This is a genomic window from Orbaceae bacterium lpD01 (assembly GCA_036251705.1).
Taxonomy (GTDB): domain Bacteria; phylum Pseudomonadota; class Gammaproteobacteria; order Enterobacterales; family Orbaceae; genus Utexia; species Utexia brackfieldae.
Window position 1 is genome coordinate 687583 of the sequence record CP133959.1, and the last position, 20354, is coordinate 707936.

The 20354-nt window shown below is 46.5% G+C and carries 10 protein-coding genes; 9 read left to right on the top strand and 1 reads right to left on the bottom strand.

From position 1 onward, the window contains the following. Positions 1 to 25: 25 nt before the first annotated feature. A complete protein-coding gene (locus RHO15_03120; GenBank protein WVD64516.1) occupies positions 26 to 2593 on the bottom strand; it encodes a heavy metal translocating P-type ATPase in 2568 nt (855 codons plus the stop codon). Between the two features lie 464 nt (positions 2594 to 3057). On the opposite strand from RHO15_03120, the gene RHO15_03125 reads away from it, so the two are divergent. The 9 genes from RHO15_03125 (at position 3058) to RHO15_03165 (ending at position 20350) form a co-directional block, all read left to right on the top strand. Next, positions 3058 to 4335 carry an MFS transporter gene (locus RHO15_03125; protein WVD64517.1) on the top strand — a complete coding sequence of 426 codons (1278 nt, stop codon included), beginning with the start codon at positions 3058 to 3060 and terminating at the stop codon, positions 4333 to 4335. 270 nt (positions 4336 to 4605) lie between these two features. Then, positions 4606 to 5526, top strand: a complete 921-nt coding sequence (locus RHO15_03130; protein ID WVD64518.1) for a GntR family transcriptional regulator — start codon at positions 4606 to 4608, stop codon at positions 5524 to 5526. A gap of 160 nt (positions 5527 to 5686) precedes the next feature. Then, positions 5687 to 7129: a tagaturonate reductase gene (locus RHO15_03135; protein ID WVD64519.1), complete on the top strand. Its 1443-nt coding sequence runs from the start codon at positions 5687 to 5689 to the stop codon at positions 7127 to 7129. Between the two features lie 17 nt (positions 7130 to 7146). Continuing rightward, complete coding sequence (locus tag RHO15_03140; GenBank protein ID WVD64520.1) at positions 7147 to 8166, top strand: zinc-binding alcohol dehydrogenase family protein; 1020 nt, start codon at positions 7147 to 7149, stop codon at positions 8164 to 8166. A 112-nt stretch (positions 8167 to 8278) separates the two neighbouring features. Beyond that, positions 8279 to 9772, top strand: a complete 1494-nt coding sequence (locus RHO15_03145; protein ID WVD64521.1) for an altronate dehydratase family protein — start codon at positions 8279 to 8281, stop codon at positions 9770 to 9772. Positions 9773 to 9861: 89 nt separating this feature from the next. Continuing rightward, complete coding sequence (locus RHO15_03150; GenBank protein WVD64522.1) at positions 9862 to 10809, top strand: sugar kinase; 948 nt, start codon at positions 9862 to 9864, stop codon at positions 10807 to 10809. A 669-nt stretch (positions 10810 to 11478) separates the two neighbouring features. Next, entirely contained in the window at positions 11479 to 13134 is a 1656-nt protein-coding gene (locus RHO15_03155; protein ID WVD64523.1) for a ShlB/FhaC/HecB family hemolysin secretion/activation protein, read from the top strand. A 2-nt stretch (positions 13135 to 13136) separates the two neighbouring features. After that, on the top strand, positions 13137 to 13652 hold the full coding sequence (locus RHO15_03160) for a toxin-activating lysine-acyltransferase (GenBank protein ID WVD64524.1): 516 nt from the start codon (positions 13137 to 13139) through the stop codon (positions 13650 to 13652). A gap of 140 nt (positions 13653 to 13792) precedes the next feature. Then, positions 13793 to 20350: a hemagglutinin repeat-containing protein gene (locus RHO15_03165; protein ID WVD64525.1), complete on the top strand. Its 6558-nt coding sequence runs from the start codon at positions 13793 to 13795 to the stop codon at positions 20348 to 20350. Positions 20351 to 20354: the final 4 nt, after the last annotated feature.

Here is a 20354-nt window from a genome sequence, read left to right on the forward strand (position 1 = left end):
TCACTATCGCCGAGTCAGCGCAGGTTTATTTAATCTCGACCACTTGATAACCAGCATCGCTGACGGCTTTGGTGAGTGCTTCATTGCTGACCGAGGCATCGGCTTTTAAGTGTGCGCTTTTATTGGCTAAATCAACACTGACTTCGGTTACGCCAGGTACCGCTTGCAGGGCTTTTTCTACATGACTGCGACAATGTCCGCAAGTCATGCCGTCGATAGTTAACTGTTTTTCCATTGAGAGACTCCTGTTATCTTGTTGAGTAATATTATTTGATAGGGTGGACTTTACTGATAGATTTGCATGTTTCACTTGACCGGTTCTGGTCGGATTAAAAAAACGCAGACGTAATGCATTAGAGACGACACTGACCGAGCTTAAGCTCATTGCTGCGGCCGCAATCATCGGATTGAGCGTGAGCTGCCAGACGGCATAAAATAGCCCGGCGGCAACCGGAATCCCAGCGGCATTATAGATGAATGCCCAAAACAGGTTCTCTTTGATATTACGCATCACCGCCTGACTTAACTCGATAGCGGTCACTACATCGAGTAAGTCACTTTTCATCAGTACAATATCGGCCGACTCGATGGCGATATCGGTACCTGCGCCAATCGCCAGACCAACATCCGCTTGGGCTAGCGCCGGTGCATCGTTAATACCATCGCCGACCATGGCGACTTTTTTGCCCTGTTCTTGCAGCTGGCGAACTTGCTGCGCTTTATCTTGTGGCAGCACTTCGGCCAGGATATGTTCAATGCCGGCTTGCTGCTGGATTGCCGCAGCCGTTTTAGCGTTATCACCGGTCATCATGATCACGTTAATGCCCATACGCTCGAGCGCGGCTACCGCTGACTGGCTGGTCGGTTTAATTTGATCCGCGACGGTAATCAGGCCTAATAAGGTTTGGCTATTGGCGAAAAATAGCGGCGTTTTTCCCGCTGCTGCATAGCTTTCCGCTGTGGCTAAGATATCGCCACTTAGCGGAATATGCTGGGCTTGCATTAACTGGCGATTACCGGCAAAGTAACGTTGCTCGCCGATTTGACCACTAATACCTTGTCCACGCGTTTGAGTAAATTGAGTCACCGGACTGAGCGTCAGGGCCTGTTTTTCACTCTCCTTGACGATAGCCAGGCCCAGTGGATGCTCCGATTGATTTTCAAGCGAGGCGGCAATGCGAAGTAAATCTTGCTCGGTAACGCCTTGTGTCACAATATCAGTAACCACCGGTTTACCTTCAGTGATTGTCCCTGTTTTATCTAATACAATGGTATTAATCTGCTGCATGGTCTCAATTGCTTGCGCTGATTTGAATAAGATACCGTTGGCGGCGCCGCGGCCAGTACCGACCATGATTGCTGTCGGCGTTGCTAGTCCGAGCGCACAAGGGCAAGAGATAACTAGCACCGAAATACCAATGGAAAGCGCGAATTCTAAGTCATGGCCAAGCAGCAACCAAATTATCGTTGCCAGTACCGCGATAGTTATCACCACCGGTACAAATATTCCGCTGATTTTATCGGCCAGTTTGGCGATCGGCGCTTTCGAGGAGGTCGCTTCATCCACCAGTTTTACAATTTGTGATAGTGTTGTATCTTCACCCACGCGGGTGGCTTGCATTAAAAAGTAGCCGGATTGGTTGATTGTCGCGCCGGTGATTTTATCGCCTACCTGCTTTTCGGTCGGTAAGCTTTCACCTGTAATCGTCGACTCATCAATAAATCCCTGCCCTTCCGTGATGATGCCATCGACGGGAATACTCTCACCCGCTTTGACTATCAGGATATCACCGACATGGACCTCATCAGTACTAATGACCTGAACATTGCCATTTTGTTGCTGCCGGGTCGCGGTTTTCGGCGCTAAATTCATCAACTTGGTTATCGCATCCGATGTTTTTCCTTTCGCGCGGGTTTCAAAGTACTTGCCGAGGGTAATCAGGGTTAAAATCATGGCCGCCGATTCAAAATAGAGTTGCATCGAAAAATGGCTGGCTTGTGCCAGTTCACCCGCGCCTAAGGCAAAACTGATTTTGTAGATAATATAGATACCATAGACGATGGCTGCACCCGCACCGAGGCCGATGAGTGAGTCCATATTGGGGGCGCCGCTGAATAACGCTTTAAAGCCGGCACGAAAATAGTGAAAATTGACCACAAATACCGGGAGTGTCAGCAAGAATTGTGTAAAAGCATAGGCTAAAGCATGGTCTGGCTGGGTAAAAAATGACGGTATAGGGAGTCCAACCATGTGTCCCATCGCCAGATAAAAGAGCGGAATGGTAAACAGTAATGAAATCGCTAAACGGTTTTTCATCTGTTTCAGCGCATCATGCATTGGATTACCGGAGGGATTGGACGCTGCAGAGGTAGGATTGCTGCGGTGAGGGGTGGCACCATAACCGGTTTTGTCTACCGCGTGAATGATATCTTGCGTCACAATGCGCTGCTCATCAAAGGTCACCGTCATACTATTTTTGAGTAGATTGACACTAGCCTGCGAGACACCATCAAGCTGAGAAACCACTTTTTCTATTCTTGCTTGGCAAGCCGAGCACGTCATTCCGGTAATATCAAACTGTTCTTTCTTCATGTCATAAGCCTTTGCTGATTATATTATTAAGTAATATATCGTGTTAGATAACAGGATATCAACGGCATTATTATATTTTTACTTTATCGCTTACAGTGAAAAATGTGTGCACTAAAGTTTTACTTTTTATTGTCAAATTTCCTGCGACATCACCCGTTTTAATCTGTCTTTATTATCCGGTGATTATCTCGAAAAGAAACGTCTTTTATCGATACATCTAATCTGTCTATCGCATTATCTTGCTGCTGTGGCGTCATTAAAAACAGATTAAAAACAAAAAATCATTAACCCAACCACATTAAAAAAACTATTTTATCTGCCGTCTTGGTGGCTGAGTTAAAATTTTGCTTAACCTGATTCGGGTTTGTTAATTGTTTGATTTATTTTAATTTATAACTTAATGATTGATCTTTGTACCTATTATCAATTGCCCAAGCTTTAATTTTGCCATCATGAGGGATTGTATGCCTAGACAAAGTCATTGTGTGCGGATTCATATCGCTATCTTAATGTTGTTTGCTATTGTGATTAATTATCTTGATAGAACTGTGATGTCGGCGGCTGCGCCGATGATATCAAGAGATCTACAGATCTCGCCGCAGGCCATGGGATGGATCATGTCCGCTTTTTTTCTCAGTTATGCATTATGTCAGATTCCGGCGGGTTTTATCGCTGACCGATTTGGGCAGCGAAAAACCTTAGCGGGTTCGGTGGGCTGGTGGTCGGTGGCGACTGGCGCGACAGCGCTGGCCACTTCGCCAGCCGGTTTTATTTTTGCTCGTATTTTTATGGGTATGGGAGAAGCGGCCGCTTATCCTTGTAATGGCGGCGTAACCGCAAAATGGTTTCCCGATAAAGAGCGTGGTCGGGTGACGGCCCTGTTTGATAGTGGCTCTCGTTTCGGTACCGCGTTTGCTATGCCTTTAGTTGTCTGGATTATTGCTTCGCTTGGCTGGCATGCGGCATTTTATATTTGTGGAGCGTTAGGCTTACTTTGGGTGGTATGGTGGCTAAAGGTTTATCATGATCCAGAGCAGCATCCCCGCATCACGCAGGCTGAATTAAAGTATATTCGCGATGGTCAGGCTAAAAAAGAGGGCATTGATAATATCCAACCGATGAAGTGGTATCAACTATTAAAATACCGTAACGTGATTGCCATGTGCCTGGGCTTTTTTATGTTGAACTATGCGGTCTATTTTTTTATTACTTGGTTTCCCAGTTATTTGATGACTGAACGCGGCTTAAGCCTGAAAGAGATGGGTTTTATGGCGATGTTACCGCCGTTATGTGGGATTTTGGGTCAGTGGTTTGGTGGTTGGTTTACCGATTTTGTCTATATTCGCACCCATAATCTCAGTCTGGCACGTAAGATCAATTTAGTCGGTGGCATGTTGATAGCCACCAGTATCTCTTTTGCCGGTTTAGTCGACTCTTTAGCGGTGATGATGTTGCTGCTGTGTATCTCCTATGTTGGTCTGGCCTTTGCCGGATCGGCTATCTGGTGCCTGCCTGGCGATATTGCGCCCAGAAATATGACCTCAGTTCTCGGTGGTATTCAAAATACCGTATCTAATTGTGGGGGAATCTTAGGGCCGATTGTCACGGGCTATATTATTGCGGCTAATGGCGGCTCATTTACTTATGCGCTGATTATCTCAGGTTCTGCATGTGGCGTGGGTGCGCTGGTCTATCTACTACTGTTAAAAGAGATTAAACCCATTATGCCAGAAACGCATTAACCGCCAATAAAGTCTATCTTGTCAGGCGTTTACTTTACCGATAAAACGATACGTGCTGTCGTTTTATCGATTTGGTTCGGTTTATCCGGCTGCCACTTTGTCCAGTGGCTGGCATGAAAAAACGGGCTGATCTGCTATTTTGTGAGCCATATCAGCGTCGATGAGATGAAAATATTATATAGTGTTTTAGCCTACTTATCACAATGACTTCGGCTTATGACGTTGATGCCGATATTGACGATGATAATCACAAAGCTGATCAAGGATGATATGAGTCGAAGCCAAATTTTACGCCAAAACACGATTAATCAATTTATCACGTGTATCAATAACCAGATTATTACGTTTCCGTTACCTTCGCTGTCTATTTTAGCGGACACCTTTAATATCAGTCGAACAACCGTTCGGGCGGTATTAAGCTATTTAATTGAACGCGGCGTATTAATCTATCAGCAGCAGCAATATTTCTTAATTCGTCAGCCCACTGAACAAGATAAAATTAACGGCGTCTTAGAAAAACGCGAGCGGCAAGATCAGCAGATCGAACACTATTTTTATGCCCTGATTAACAGTCGTCAGTTATTACCCGGCGATAAATTTAATGAAATAGAGATAGCGCGTGATGCCCGGGTAACGCCGCTGGTTGTACGCGAATTCCTATTGCGCTTTTTGCATTATGGGTTGATTGAAAATATCAGTAAAGGCGAGTGGCAACTGGTCATCTTTGGCCGGGATTATGCTGAAAAGCTCTATGAATTTCGCAGTGTACTGGAAATTTTTGCTTTACAATCCCTAATGAAGCAGCTGGATAACAAGATGATCTGGACTAAAGCGAAGGAGCTCTTACAGCATCATGAAAAATTGGCCCAGAATATTAGCCATGATTATAAACAGTTCTCCACACTCGATCGCGATTTTCATCGCTTAATCTTATCTGCCAATGATAATCCCTTCTTTGTACAATCTTTTGAGCTGATTTCGGTGATCTTTCATTTTCATTATCAATGGGATGAGCGCGATCTCAAAGAGCGTAACAGTATTGCAGTGAGCGAACATATTGCTGTACTTAAAGCGATTTTACAAAGACAGGAAGCCTTAGCCATTAAGGCGCTGTGTAAGCATCTCAACACGGCAAAATGTTCGATGCGGCGCGCTTTAGGCAGGATTGATGATAAGGCGATTCAAGCCTAAATCGGTTCATCTTTAAGCATTGCGGCTAGGCATAAAAAACAGATAAAAAACAGATAAATTTAATCTCAGGCACAAAATCAAGTCCCAATTGCGGCACGATTTTATCCATCGGTTATATTCACAGTGACCTACTTCATTCATTAGCTTAAAGAGAGTCGCTATGTATAAAGAATTAAATCGTACCAACTATCCCGGACCTGTCTACCCAGAGCGAATACTGCAATTTGGGGAAGGTAACTTTTTAAGAGCGTTTATCGATTGGATCATTGATCATCTGAATGAACAAATCGATTTTAATCATGGTGTGACGATTGTGCGGCCGATTGATAGCCAGCATCCCACACTCAATGAACAAGAGGGTTTGTATACGACAATCATTCGCGGTATTAATGAGCAGGGGCAAGCGGTGGCCAAGCCGCGCATCATCTACTCGGTGAATCGTGAAATCTCGGTGTATCAAGACTTCCAGCAGTATCTTAAGTGCGCTGAAAATCCGGCACTGACGTTTATCTTCTCCAATACCACCGAGGCCGGCATTGCTTTCAGTGATAAAGATAAATTGACTGACGCCCCGCCAGCGACCTTTCCGGCTAAATTGACGCTGTTTTTGTACCATCGCTTCCAGTTTTTTCAGGGCGCCAAGGATCGCGGTTTAATTATTGTGCCTTGTGAATTGATTGATTATAACGGCGAACAACTCAAAACGTATGTGATGCGTTATGCCGAGTTATGGCATTTAGAGCCGGCTTTTTGCGAGTGGTTAACGCAAGCCAATACCTTCTGTTCAACCTTAGTCGATCGGATTGTAACGGGTTATCCCAAAACCGAAGTGACGGCATTAACCGCCGAGTTAGGTTATCAGGATCAGTTTTTAGATACGGCTGAATACTTCTATCTGTTTGTGATACAGGGCCCGGCATGGCTGAAACAGACACTTAAACTCGATCAAGTGAATCTCAATATTAGGGTCGTTGACGATATAAAACCTTATAAAGAACGAAAAGTCGGCATTCTTAACGGCGCCCATACCGCATTGGTCCCCGTCGCATATCTGGCCGGTATTCGCACGGTGGGCGAGGCAATGGCTGATCCGGTTATTGCCGGGTTTGTGCAAAACTTACTCAATCAAGAGGTGATTCCGACCCTCGCTTTGGATAAACCGGCCCTTACCGCTTTTGCTGATGATGTCTTAAAACGGTTTAAAAATCCGTTTATTCGTCACGAGCTGATGGCGATTTCGCTCAATTCGTTAACTAAATTTAAAACCCGGTTACTGCCGCAGTTACTCACTTATAGCCAAAAATTTAAGCATCCACCGCGCTATATCTCGTTCGCTTTGGCGGCGTTAATCGCTTTTTATCGTGGTGAATATCAGGGGGAAGTGATTGCCTTACATGATGAAAAGCTGCTACTCGATAAATTTAAAACCTGGCAGCCGCTTTATGTGAGTGATGTGCATCAGTTAGTGGTCAATGTATTGGGGATGCAGTCACATTGGGAGTGCGATCTCAATCAGGTCAGCGGATTGACTGAGCTAGTTACAGCACACTTACAGCGTATTTTAACCCAAGAGATAAAATCAGTGATTCCACAGCAGGAGTGAGGATAAAGATGATGAGCATGATGAAATATATGGTGATTCCAGAGCCGGGTAAAGTGATGATAAAGGAGATGGAAAAACCGGTTTTAAAGCCGGGTGAAGCGATCTTAAAAATTCTTTATGGCGGCATTTGTGGTTCCGATTTAGGCACCTATAAAGGTACTTTTTTATACGCCAGCTATCCGCGAATTCCGGGACATGAGTTTTCCGCCGAGGTGGTTGACGTGGGTGAAAATAGCTTGGGTATTGAAAAAGGCATGATTGTCACGGCCAATCCGTACTTCAACTGTGGCCAGTGTTATTCGTGCCGACGTGGTTTTGTCAACTGCTGCACCAGTAATCAAACACTGGGTGCGCAGCGTGACGGTATTTTTAGACAATACTTCAGTATGCCGCTTGAGCGTATTTATCCCGGGCAGGGGCTCGATGCTTTGACGCTGTCGATGATTGAGCCGTTCTGTATTAGTTATCATGCCACGGAACGTACGTCAGTCAAAGCCGGTGATCGGGTGCTGGTTGTCGGTGCCGGGCCGATTGGGCTGTTTGCGCTGATGGCAGCCAAACTCAAAGGTGCCACAGTGTATGTCAGCGATATGATGGAGAATCGTTTAACGAAGGCGCTGGAAATGGGCGCTGACGGCATCATTCGAACCAATAAAGAGGATTTTGCTGCCCGCGTTAAAGAGATTACCCAAGGCGATGGTTTTGATGTCTGTATTGAGTGTGTCGGTTTACCGCAGACCTTTCAAAACTGTATTGATGCGGCGGCTTTTCGCGGGCGCGTTGGGCTGGTTGGCGTGAGTAAACAGAAACATGACTTTGCCTTTACCCAAATCCAGACCAAGGAGCTCGATGTATTTGGTTCGCGCAATGCACTGAAAAAGGATTTTATCGACCTCATTGCGCTGGTGAAAACCGGTCAATGTCAGGTGAAGCAAATTATCACCGATGTCTATGAACTCGATGAGGCAGAAAAAGCCTTTGCTGATTTGGCGCATGATCCACAAAGCCGCTTAAAATCGGTGATAAAAATTGGCTAAGCAGGTATCAGCATCGGTTGCAGCGCGGGATGATAACCTATGCTCATGCCGCTTTCGCGTAGCCGCTTGTCTCATTGGCTGTTACACAACATCGGCTTTTTAAGGGATAGCGATGAAAAATTTTATTCAAATCAATCCGAATGATAATGTGTTGATTGCACTAGAACCGCTGATGATTGGCGATAAGCTGACACTCAATGGTGAAACACTGATTATGCGTGATGAGATTCCGGCTGGTCATAAAGTAGCTATCCGGCCAATCCCGGTCGGGCAAGATATTATTAAATATGGTTTTCCGATTGGACATACCGCACAAATGATTGAAGCGGGTGCTCATGTCCATACCCATAATGTCAAAACCAATCTTAATCAGCATAATGACTATCAATATCAATCCGTCACTTATCCTCAGGATTGCACGATTGCCGACCGGCAGATTGAGGTTTATCGCCGCCAGCAAGGTGGCGTCGGCATCCGTAATGAGCTCTGGATTATCCCAACGGTTGGCTGTGTGAATGGTATTGCCCAGCAAATCGCCAAACAGTTTATTACGCAATTGTCAAAAGTCGGTGACAGCTATGATCAGGTGTTTGTGTTAACCCATCCCTACGGCTGTTCCCAGCTCGGCAAAGATCATCAAGATACCCGGACCATATTACAAGATATGGTTAAACACCCCAATGCTGGTGGCGTGTTGGTGGTTGGACTGGGCTGTGAGAATAATCAACTGGCGATATTTCGTCAGACGCTGGGCGAATATGATACTGCGCGCACCCGTTTTATGATTTTACAAGAAGAAGCGGATGAGATCGCTACCGGCATCGCACATTTGGCGGCACTTTACCAACAAATCAAACAGGATAAGCGCCAACCGGGTTGGTTGAGTGAGTTAAAATTTGGTCTTGAGTGTGGCGGCTCTGATGGTTTATCGGGGATTACCGCTAATCCACTGCTGGGGCAGTTTTCCGATTATGTGATTGCCCATGGTGGCACAAGTGTGCTGACTGAAGTGCCGGAAATGTTTGGGGCTGAAACGATTTTAATGTCTCACTGCCGCGATCAGGTCGTATTTGATAAAACCGTCAATATGGTCAACCGTTTCAAACACTATTTTATTGAACACGGTCAGCCGATTGATGAGAATCCCTCGCCGGGTAATAAAGCCGGCGGCATTACCACGCTGGAGGATAAATCGTTAGGCTGCACGCAAAAAGCCGGCCGTAGTCAGGTGGTCGATGTGCTCGAGTATGGTGAACGGTTATCGAAAGCCGGACTTAACCTGCTATCGGCACCGGGTAACGATGCGGTGGCCACCAGTGCACTGATTGCGGCCGGTTGCCATATGGTGCTGTTTTCCACTGGTCGCGGCACCCCTTATGGCGGGTTTGTCCCCACCGTCAAACTATCGACCAATACGCTACTGGCCACCAAAAAACCGACCTGGATTGATTTTGATGCCGGCCCGTTAATTAATGGCGTTTCTATGGCAGAGCTCTTGTCGCAATTTATTGATTTAATTGTTAATATTGCTAATGGAGAGCCCGCTTGTAATGAGAAAAACAGCTTTAAAGAGCTGGCTATCTTTAAAAATGGGGTAACGGAATAACCCGGCAGTCTGGCAGTGCATTGGCCGGCGTATGACAAAAACTATTTTGATCAATTTGACTTTTATCTCTATCATCCGCAGGAGGTGCAATGAGTAAGCAAATCGCCATTATTGGTGAATGTATGATTGAATTTTCCGTGACCGGCAAAACCTGTCAGACGGGCTTTGGTGGTGATACCTTAAATACCGCCATCTATCTCGCGCGACTATCCGGCAGCCAGACGCAGATTCATTATGTGACTGCATTAGGGATCGATCCGTTTAGTCAGCAGATGCTGACAAGCTGGCAACAAGAGCAAATTGACACCGATTTAGTCCAGCAGCTCACCGATAAAATGCCCGGCCTGTATACGATTGTAACGGATGGGCAGGGCGAACGTGCTTTTTACTATTGGCGCAGCAATTCGGCGGCTAAATTTTGGTTACAGACCCCCGATACCCCAGCCATTTGCCAGCACATTGCCGAGACGGATTATGTCTATTTAAGTGGCATTAGTTTAGCTATTCTCGATCCCAGCAGCCTCGCCGCGCTGATGGCGTTACTCGCTGAGGTAAAACGCCGCGGTGGACAGCTTATTTTTGATAATAACTATCGGCCAGCCTTGTGGGCGGATAAGCCGTCGGCAAAGCAGGCTTATGCGCAGATACTGGCGCTGACCGATATCGCCTTTTTAACTCTGGATGATGAGATGGCGCTGTGGGATGACTTATCCTATGAAAGCGCGCTTGAGCGTACCCAGCATTTTGGGGTGCCGGAAATTGTCATTAAACGCGGGGCGGATTGCTGTTTGATTCAATCTGGCGATGACTTTTTTGCGGTGCCAGCGCTGCGCGTGCCAGCGGAACGTATTATTGATACCACCGCCGCCGGCGACTCCTTTAGTGCCGGCTATCTGGCCGCCAGACTGGCCGGACAAACGCCGGTAAAGGCGGCAGAGTTGGGGCATTTATTGGCCAGTACCGTGATTCAGTTTCGTGGCGCGATTATTCCCTTGCACAATATGCCGATAATAGAGTATCAACTTGATGAGTGTTAAGTGTTGTGATTATGGGGATTGAGCCGGATATATGTGCTGTAAGAATCGCATCTTAATACCTGCTCGACGCATCTCTCGTCATCGAAGTAAATCTGCTGATTAAGGTAGCTTGACTCCTTTACTTACTAAGTGATACCGCGTTCGTGTATCCTCATCTAATCGCGATAAATCGCCCGTGATTAGCTTATCACTGTTGACTCAATAGATTACTGTTACTGTTGATTGTTCATTGATGAATATTGTGGTGTTTTCCCATTCAATGCAACCTCGTTAGCTTGAGAAAATAGCCGTTTTAATAGGCCTGTTAATGGTATGTTTTTTGTGTTTGATGATTGATTAATTTGAATTAATTATTCATGCTCAACGCGGTGATAAAACTGTTTACAAAACAGGCAAAATAACGCTGGATTTCTATCATCAATATGATTAATATGACACAAAAAGCTAACTTTAATGGCTGCGTTGGCTGTTCATTTCTCATAAAAATAAAAACGACATAATCAGATAAAAAGAGATTCTTTTCCATTTATTGGACTGATTTTGGATATATCAATCAGTCTTTTTTAATGATCTCTCCTTTATCCAGATCGGTATGTGATTCTGATTATGCGTATAACTAAGATGATTGGATTGATGATAAAAAAACTAACCATAATAATAGCTGTTAGCGTGACTTCCTTGATGGTCATGGCCGCTGATGATCTTTCTAATTTAAATCAGATCAGTGATCAACGCTTGATTTATCAGCAAGAGCGCCAAAAAGCGTTAGAGACTGCTTTAAAACCAGAGGCGGCAGATATTCGTTTGTTGCCGCCGATGCAGGTTTCGGGGCAAATAGATTTCCCAACAGAGACAATCTGCTTTCCTATCCATAAAGTGAACTTGCTGGAAAGAGATAAAATCTCTTATCTCATCCCACTTGATCGCTTAGCCAAGCAGGCGCAAGGCCGCTGTATTGGCGGACAAGGGATTAACTTGTTGATGAAAGCGTTACAAAACAAGCTGATCAGTCGCGGTTATATCACCACACGGATTGTGGCACCCGCACAGGACCTGACCAAGGGTGAATTAACCTTAGTACTGGTGAAAGGGGTCACCCGGCATATTGACTATAGCGCGGACAGTGATCATTATGCCTCACTCTATACTGCGATGCCGGTCCGCAGCGGGCAAATATTAGATCTCAGAGAGATTGAACAGGGGTTGGAGAACTTACAGCGTTTACCGACAGTGCAGGCTGATATGCAAATCGTGCCCGGTGATCAGCCCGGTGAAAGTGATATAGTCATTCATCGCACGCAATCACGTTTTTGGCGAATCGGCGCTTCATTGGATAACTCAGGCACGCGCGAGACCGGCCGTTATCAGGGCGGTTTAACCTTCTATTTAGATAATCCCTTCCAGTTGAGCGATGCGTTCTATGTCTCTGCTGGTCGTAATTTAGAGGGCGAAAAAGACCGCTATGGTTCGCATAACTCCCTGATATCATACTCAGTGCCCTTTGGTTTCTGGCAATTTAGCGCCTCATTGAGTGACAATAAATATTTTCAGACGGTAGCCGGTATACCTGAAAACTATCAATATAGTGGTCGCAGTCGCAATATTAATCTACAGTTAAGCCGGGTATTACATCGTAATGAGTCACAAAAAACCACCTTAAGTTACGGCATTAACTTACGCCGCTCACATAACTATATCGATGATGAAGAGATCGATGTTCAGCAGCGCAAAACTACCAGTTGGCAGATAGGCCTACAGCATCGCCACTATATCGGTCAAAATACCTTAAATCTGGATTTCAACTATCAAAAAGGGGTGCGCTGGTTTGGCGCGATGCAAGCCCCGGAAGAGTATATTCATGAAGGTACGGCGTTATCGGATATTTTCCATTATAACCTGAGTCTTTCGGTGCCGTTTAGTTTAGCCAGGCAGTCACTGCGTTATGATGTCGCCTTAAAAGGCCAATATAGCCGGCAAAGCCTGCTCACGCCGCAAGACCGTTTTTCAATTGGCGGACGCTGGAGTGTACGCGGTTTTGACGGTGAGTTAACGCTATCGGCTGACCGGGGCTACACGATCAGTAATGAGCTCTCGTTATCGTTACCGAACAGTCAGGAGCTGTATGCCGGGATTGATTATGGCCGGGTTTATGGTGCATCGTCCGATTATTTACAAGGTCACTATTTAAGTGGTGGCGGCGGCGGTCTGCGCGGCGGCCTGTGGGGATTCTATTATGACTTATTTGTTGGTGCGCCAATTTATAAGCCAGAAGCCTTTAAAACCGACCGTGTCACCATGAGCTTTAATCTCAACTGGAGTTACTAATCATGTCTGAATATCAGATTATTGCGCCACTGCTGTTTGAGACCAAACAGAGTGAAGCCGAGTGCCTTGGCATTGCTGTCTGGCTATGGATGCACTCTGAGAATCATAAATATACACCGCTGTATGCGTTACCAACGCTGATCCTACCGGCGATTAAACGTCAGCAATTTTTAATCTTAATCAAAGACAATAAGCCGGTCTGTTATATGAGCTGGGCGAATCTGAGTGAAGTGGTCGAACGTAAATATTTACAACAGGCCTCGGCCTTATCGCTCACTGAAGCGGATTGGTATAGTGGCAAACGAATGTGGGCGATTGATTGGATCTCGCCTTTTGGCGAAACCGGTAAGCTTGCCAAACTTGTACTGAAAGAGATTCTGGCTGATTTCTGTTTTCGGGCGCTCTCCCATCAGGGCAGTATACGTGGCAAACAGATTAAGTTTTTTAAAGGCCGGCATGTGACTCGCCGTCAAGCTGAGCAATGGTTAGCCGATCATCCCTTGCGGATAGATCGGTAACATCGCCAAAATTAATGATAATCAGCCTGTATAACCATAGAAATCAGCATCCAAACACGTGATGAAAGCACGTTATAAAAGATAACTATAAAAAATAGTAACCCAATATGATGGGTTGCAAGAAAGAGAGGAAAGTAGCGATGAATAAGCATTTTTACCGAGTGATTTTTAATCGTGCCCGCGGTATGTTAATGGTCGTGTCTGAGTTAGCCGATAGCCACAGTACGGCATCTCACCGTTGCCAAAAAACGCGAGCGAGAGCGGATCATCGCTATATTGCCAAACTCTCCACCGTCAGTTTCTTAACTAGTCTATCCTTGGGCGTTTTTGCGCTGGTTTCACCCGCAGAGGCAACCACCATTCGGGTCGATCCCAATGCCGATAAAACCCAGCGCCCAACGGTGATAGCCAGTGCTAACGGCACTACGCAAGTGAATATTCAGACGCCCAATAGTCAGGGCTTATCCCATAATCGCTATACCCAATTTGATGTCTCAAAGCAGGGCGTTATCTTAAATAATAGTAATCACGCCTCGCAAACCGAGATTGGCGGCTATATTAAAGGCAATGAGTTTTTAACCTCAACCGGTGGCGCCAAAATCATCCTCAATGAAGTGAACTCAACTAATCCCAGCCAAATTGCCGGTTTTATCGAAGTCGCGGGCCAACGGGCGCAGGTGATTATTGCTAATGGCGCCGGCATTACCTGTAATGGTTGTGGTTTTATTAATGCCAGTCGCGGCACACTCACCACTGGTAAGCCGATCATCGACAACGGTCAACTGCAAGGTTATCAGGTTGAACAGGGCCATATCTCTATTGAGGGCAATGGCCTCGACAGTACCCGGCAGGACTATACCGATATTATTGCCCGAACGGTCTCGATTAATGCCGAAATCCATGCCCAAGACTTAACTGTCGTCACCGGCCGCAATAAAGTCAGTGCTGATGCGCAGCAGGCCACCAAATTGGCCGACGATGGCTCGCGCTCACCGCAAGTCGCCTTAGATGTTTCGGCGATTGGTGGGATGTTTGCCGGTAAAATTAAGCTTATGGGCACTGAAGGTGGCGTCGGCGTGCATAATGCGGGCAGTATTGGTGCCAGCGTCGGTAGTGTGGTGGTCAGTGCCGATGGCCGTATTGAGAACACCGGTAACATCGTCGCGCAGGATCAGCTGGTGATGAGCGCCGGCAATGATATCCTCAATACCGGCACGATCGGCGCGATAGCCGGCACGGCCAGCATCACCAGCCAAACCAATATTACCAATCAAGGCCAGCTCTCTTCCGAAAAAGCTGCTGCGGTGATCCACGCGGATAACACTATCACCAATACCGGTAAAGTGTTTGCTAATAATCAACTTAAAGTGACCGCTGGTCAGACACTGAATAATCTGGGCAGTGGCTCGCTGATGGCCGATCATATTCGTCTGCAAACCACCACGCTGAATAATCTTAACCAAGGTGGCACTGCGCCAGCCATTGTCGCCCACAAGCAGATTGATATCGCCGCGCAAACCATTAATAATCAAGAGCATGCCCTTATCTATAGTGACGGCGATATCAATATCGGTGGGCAATTGGCCACCGAAAGTGGCGTGACCGGTCAGGCCAATGAGCTAAATAACCATAGTAGTAATATTGAGGCGACCAATAATATTCATCTATTGATTAATCAGATTAATAATATTAACGATCACTTTGCCACCGAGCTACAAGAGGTGTCACGCGAGCATATCGTTGAGTATCAGTTAGGCAGCTCTTATCAGCGTTATCAGCCCGATGAAGTCTCCTTTTTTATTAGTGAAGTTAGTCATATGCGGGTTAATAAAACCGGTCAGACCGAAGATAGCTACTATAAATATGACTATGAACGCGTGATTCAAGAGACTGTTGTGACCGAAACCGATCCGGCTAAGATTATCGCCGGTAAAGATATCACGATTGTGGCCGATCATCTGCTCAATGATAAGAGTCAAATTGTGGCCGGCGGTGGCCTGAGTATCAGCGCCAATCAGATTGATAATATCGATGTGCCCGGTGAACGCCATATTATCGATAACGGTACCGCCATTCACTATTATCGTATTCATGAAAAGAAAACCGATAGACAAGGTACGGGTTACACTGCCTATCAACCGACTAAAGTCGAAAATATTACCCTCACGCCATCTGACTTAAAATCGACCACCACGGTGTCAGACAGCGGTAAAGATCGCAAGGATAATGTGATTTCCCAAGATAATCCTGAGGTGACGTTACCGCCACCGAATAGTCTGTTTCAGGTCAATCCAAATGGCGATAAAGGTTATTTAATTGAAACCGATCCGCAATTTGTCGATAAAAATAAGTGGCTCGGTAGTGACTATATGATTACCCAGCTTAAACAAGACCCTGAGAATGTGATGAAACGGCTGGGGGATGGCTATTATGAACAAAAATTAGTTCGTGATCAGATTATCGCCTTAACTGGTCAGCGCTATCTGGATGGTTATAGTTCTGATTTAGAGCAGTATAAAGCGTTGATGGATGCCGGGGTTGAATTTGCTAATAGTCATCATCTCAGTATTGGCGTGGCGTTAAGTGCGGAGCAGATGCAAGCTTTGACCAGTGATATTGTCTGGTTAGTCGCCAAAACCGTCACCTTACCTGATGGCTCGCAGCAACAAGTGCTGGTGCCGCAGGTGTATAGTGTGGTTAAAGCGGGCGATTTAACCGGCAGTGGCGCGTTACTAGCGGGGCGCGAGATAAACCTTAATGTGACTGGCGATATCAATAACCAAGGTCGTCTGATTGCCGCCAATCAGCTGACGGCTGACGCGCAAAATATCAATAATCAGCAAGGCGGAAATCTGCAGGCGAAGGATATCGCGTTAACTGCCCAGCAAGATATCAATAATATCGGCGGTCATATCAATGCCGAGGATAGCTTGAAGGTCAGCGCCGGCCGCGATATTAATATCAGTTCGACTATCAATGAAACCACCACCACCGCCGGCAATAATACCTTTGTACAAAATACCATAGGCAGTGTCGGGTCGTTATCGGTGGCTAACGACAGTGGTCAACTGAGCCTGAGTGCCGGACATGATGTCAACTTAAAGGCCGCGCAAGTGACCGCCAACGGTCAGCAGAGCCAGATTGGTATTACGGCCGGTCATGATGTGAATGTCGGTGTGGTCACCACCACCACCGGTCAGGCGATCAATTTTGACAGTGATAACTATAATCATCAAACCACCACCAGCGAAGTTGGCAGTCATATTGCCGGTAATGGTAATATGGCGATAACATCAGGCCATGATATCGCCATTAAAGGCGCACAAGTCAATGCGCAAGACAAGCTGACGGTCGATGCGGGTCATGATCTCTCCGTTACTGAGGCCAACCAGCATATTGTTTATCAGGATCATAGCAAGGTCAAAGACCATAGTGGTGGTGGCACATCACAGACCGTTACCACCCAGACGGATCTGGATCACCAACTGGCTAATGGCAGCCAATTAAGTGGCGGTGAAACCCATTTAACCGCCGGCGGCGATATGCTGATTCAGGGCAGTCAGGTGACCGGCAAAACCGCCGCCAATCTGGATGCTGGCGGTGACGTGACGCTGACGGCGGCGCAAGAGCGCTTCTTAGATAACCACTTTGAACAAACCAAAAAATCGGGTTTGATGAGCGGTGGTGGCATCGGTTTTAGCTATGGTCAATTTAAAGAGTCAACCGATCAAAAACAGGCCGAAAACAGTTATTTAGGCAGTACGGTGGGCAGCACTGAAGGTAGTGTCAAGATCAATGCCGGGCGTGATGTAGGCATAGCCGGTAGTGATGTGATCGCCAAACAGGATATCGATATCACTGGTCATAATGTTAAGGTCAGCGCCTTAGATGGTACCACCCATTATCAGGAAGAGTACAAGATGGAGCAAACTGGCTTAACCGTTGGCTTAACGGGTACCGTCGCCGATATCTATCAGGCTAAACAGGCGATAGAGAGCGCCAAAGCGCGCGACAATGACACGCTCACCGCCTTACAGGCGATTAAAGGCGGCTTAACCGTGGCCGGTGGCGCCTTAGATACACAGATTAGTAATCAACAGGGCGATAAACAAGCCTCAATTGGCGTAAGTGCCAGCTTTGGCAGCCAGAAAACCGAGCGTACCACCAATCAAGATAACCATACTGTTGCTGGTGCCGGGATTTCTGCCGGTCAGAATGTCACCATTAACGCGACAGGCAATGCCGCTAAAACCGATGGCGATATTACCGTACAAGGCAGTCAGGTGGCCGGCGGTAAAGATGTGACCCTCACCGCCAATCGCGATGTCAATGTGCTCGGAGCAGTCAATACCCAGCATACCGATAAAACTGAAACCTCGTCGGGCTCGTCAGTTGGGGTTGGCGTGAGTGTAGGGGGGAATCAGCCGGGTATCAGCTATAACGCCAGTGCCAACTATAGCCGTGAGCGGGAAAATGCTGAGGGCAGTAGCTGGACGCAGGGCACGGTGCAGGCGGGTAACCACTTAACCGTGAAAACCGGTCAGGATGCTAATCTGATTGGTGGCCAGTTAACAGGGGATAGCGTGACCGCCGATATCGGTCATAACCTCAATATCCAATCGCTGCAAGATAGTGATAACTATGATTATGAGAAGTTATCCGGCTCGGTCAGCGGCTCGGTGGGTAACAGTGGCTGGAGTGCCAATCTGTCAGAAACCAAAACCGATATGAACAGCAAATGGGCCAGCGTCGTTGAGCAGTCAGGTATTTTTGCTGGTAAAGGTGGCTATGATGTGACTGTTGATAAAAATACCGATTTAACTGGCGCGGTGATTGCTTCTAAAGCCGAAGATAAGGCCAAGAACAAACTTGATACCGGCACGATTAGCTTTAACGATATTGAGAATAAAGCCGATTATCAGGTCAATAGTGAAACGGTCAATATTGGTATGGGCACCGGGCAAATTGCAACGCCGGGCGCGCCATCGATTTACCACAATGGTGATAGTGCTTCCAGTACCACTAAGTCAGCGGTGGAAGCGGGCAAGCTAACCATCCGTGATAAGGCTAATCAGCAGCAGGATGTGGCTGACTTAAGCCGTGATACGGCGGATGCCAATAATCCGCTGGCACACATCTTTGATAAACAGAAAGAGCTCGATAAGATTGAGCAGCAGCAGCTGGTTAATGATATTGCCGCGCAGGCTAAAGATATTGCCAATAAGTATGACCGAATTCAGGCACAAAATGATTTAGCGGATAAAAAAGATACAATTATCAAAGATGCTGAAGATAAGTTTGCGAATATGTCTGACGATGAAAAGAGGCGTTACGGCAGTGCAGAAAATTATGCGAATCAAACTTACTACAATGCGGTGAGCCAGCAGGTTAGTGATAATGCGCGCAAAAATATCGGCGGTATTGGCAGCAGCGTCAATAAAGGCATTGATGCGGCCACATCGGTCATTACTGGACTACTGACCGGCAATATTGCCGGTGGGCTGGCTGGTGCCAGTGCGCCGTATCTGGCTGAGCAGATTAAACTGCATACAGGCCATCAAGAGCGTGATGGCCGCTGGACAATGGATGACCCGAATGCCAATCTGGTTGCGCATGCTATACTTGGCGCGGTAGTTGCGCAGCTACAGGGTAACTCCGCCTTAGCCGGAGCAGCAGGGGCTGCTGGTGGCGAGTTGATTGCAAACAAGATCCGTGAAAATCTGTATGGTGATCGAAAAGTTGAAGATTTAACTGAAACTGAGAAGCAGAACATCAGTAATCTAACGCAGTTAGCGACAGGTCTGGCAACCGCCCTTGCCAGTGGTGGGGATATGGGCGATACAGGGGCTGCGGTTAGTGCGAGTAAGAATGCGGTTGAGAATAATAATATAGAAACGGTATTACCTTTCCCGATTGGTCAGGGTACTGTTGAGGTTGCAAGTGCAACAGGGCAAGTGATGAAAGAGCTTCAGGCTAAGTGCGGCTCGGATTGTTCGGATGCACAATATCTGAAAGCGATGCAAGATGCCGGTATTGTTCCAAGAGATGCACTCATTCCTCCGGAGTTAGGGCGTGCCTTATTTGAAATGATACCGATAATAGGTGATTATGCATCAATTAGAAGAGCGATAGAAAATGATGACTATGAATCACTTCTTTTAACTGTCACGCAGGTAAGCAGAGCCAGGGTCTTAGCCACATTAGGTAAAATGGCCTTGTCGATGGGGAAATCATCTGATAGCCTGCCACCGGAGATTAAAACAGCAGTAAAAGATGAAAATAGTGTATCATTAGGGGCTGGAAAGGGGACGGCATCTAAAATATCCGCTGAAAATCAGAAGTATGTAGACATATTATCACCTGAAGCTAAACAGCATATTTTATATGGCGATAAACCAGGGAGTGGTGGGCACCTTTATCCTGGACAGCCAGGTAAGACACCTTTCCCAGAAAGTTGGTCAGCAGATAAGATCGTGCATGAGGTCGGTGATATAGCTACATCACCAAATACAACGTGGTACGCACAAACTGGAACTGGTGGAATTTATACTAGTAAAGGGGACCCTGCAAAATGGGTGAGTTACGAAATAAAAGACGGAGTTCGTATTAGGGTTGTTTATCAGCCTGCAATAGGAAAGGTTGTAACAGCTTTCCCTGATAAAACACCAATGCCAAATTATAAACAAGTGAATAAATAGGATT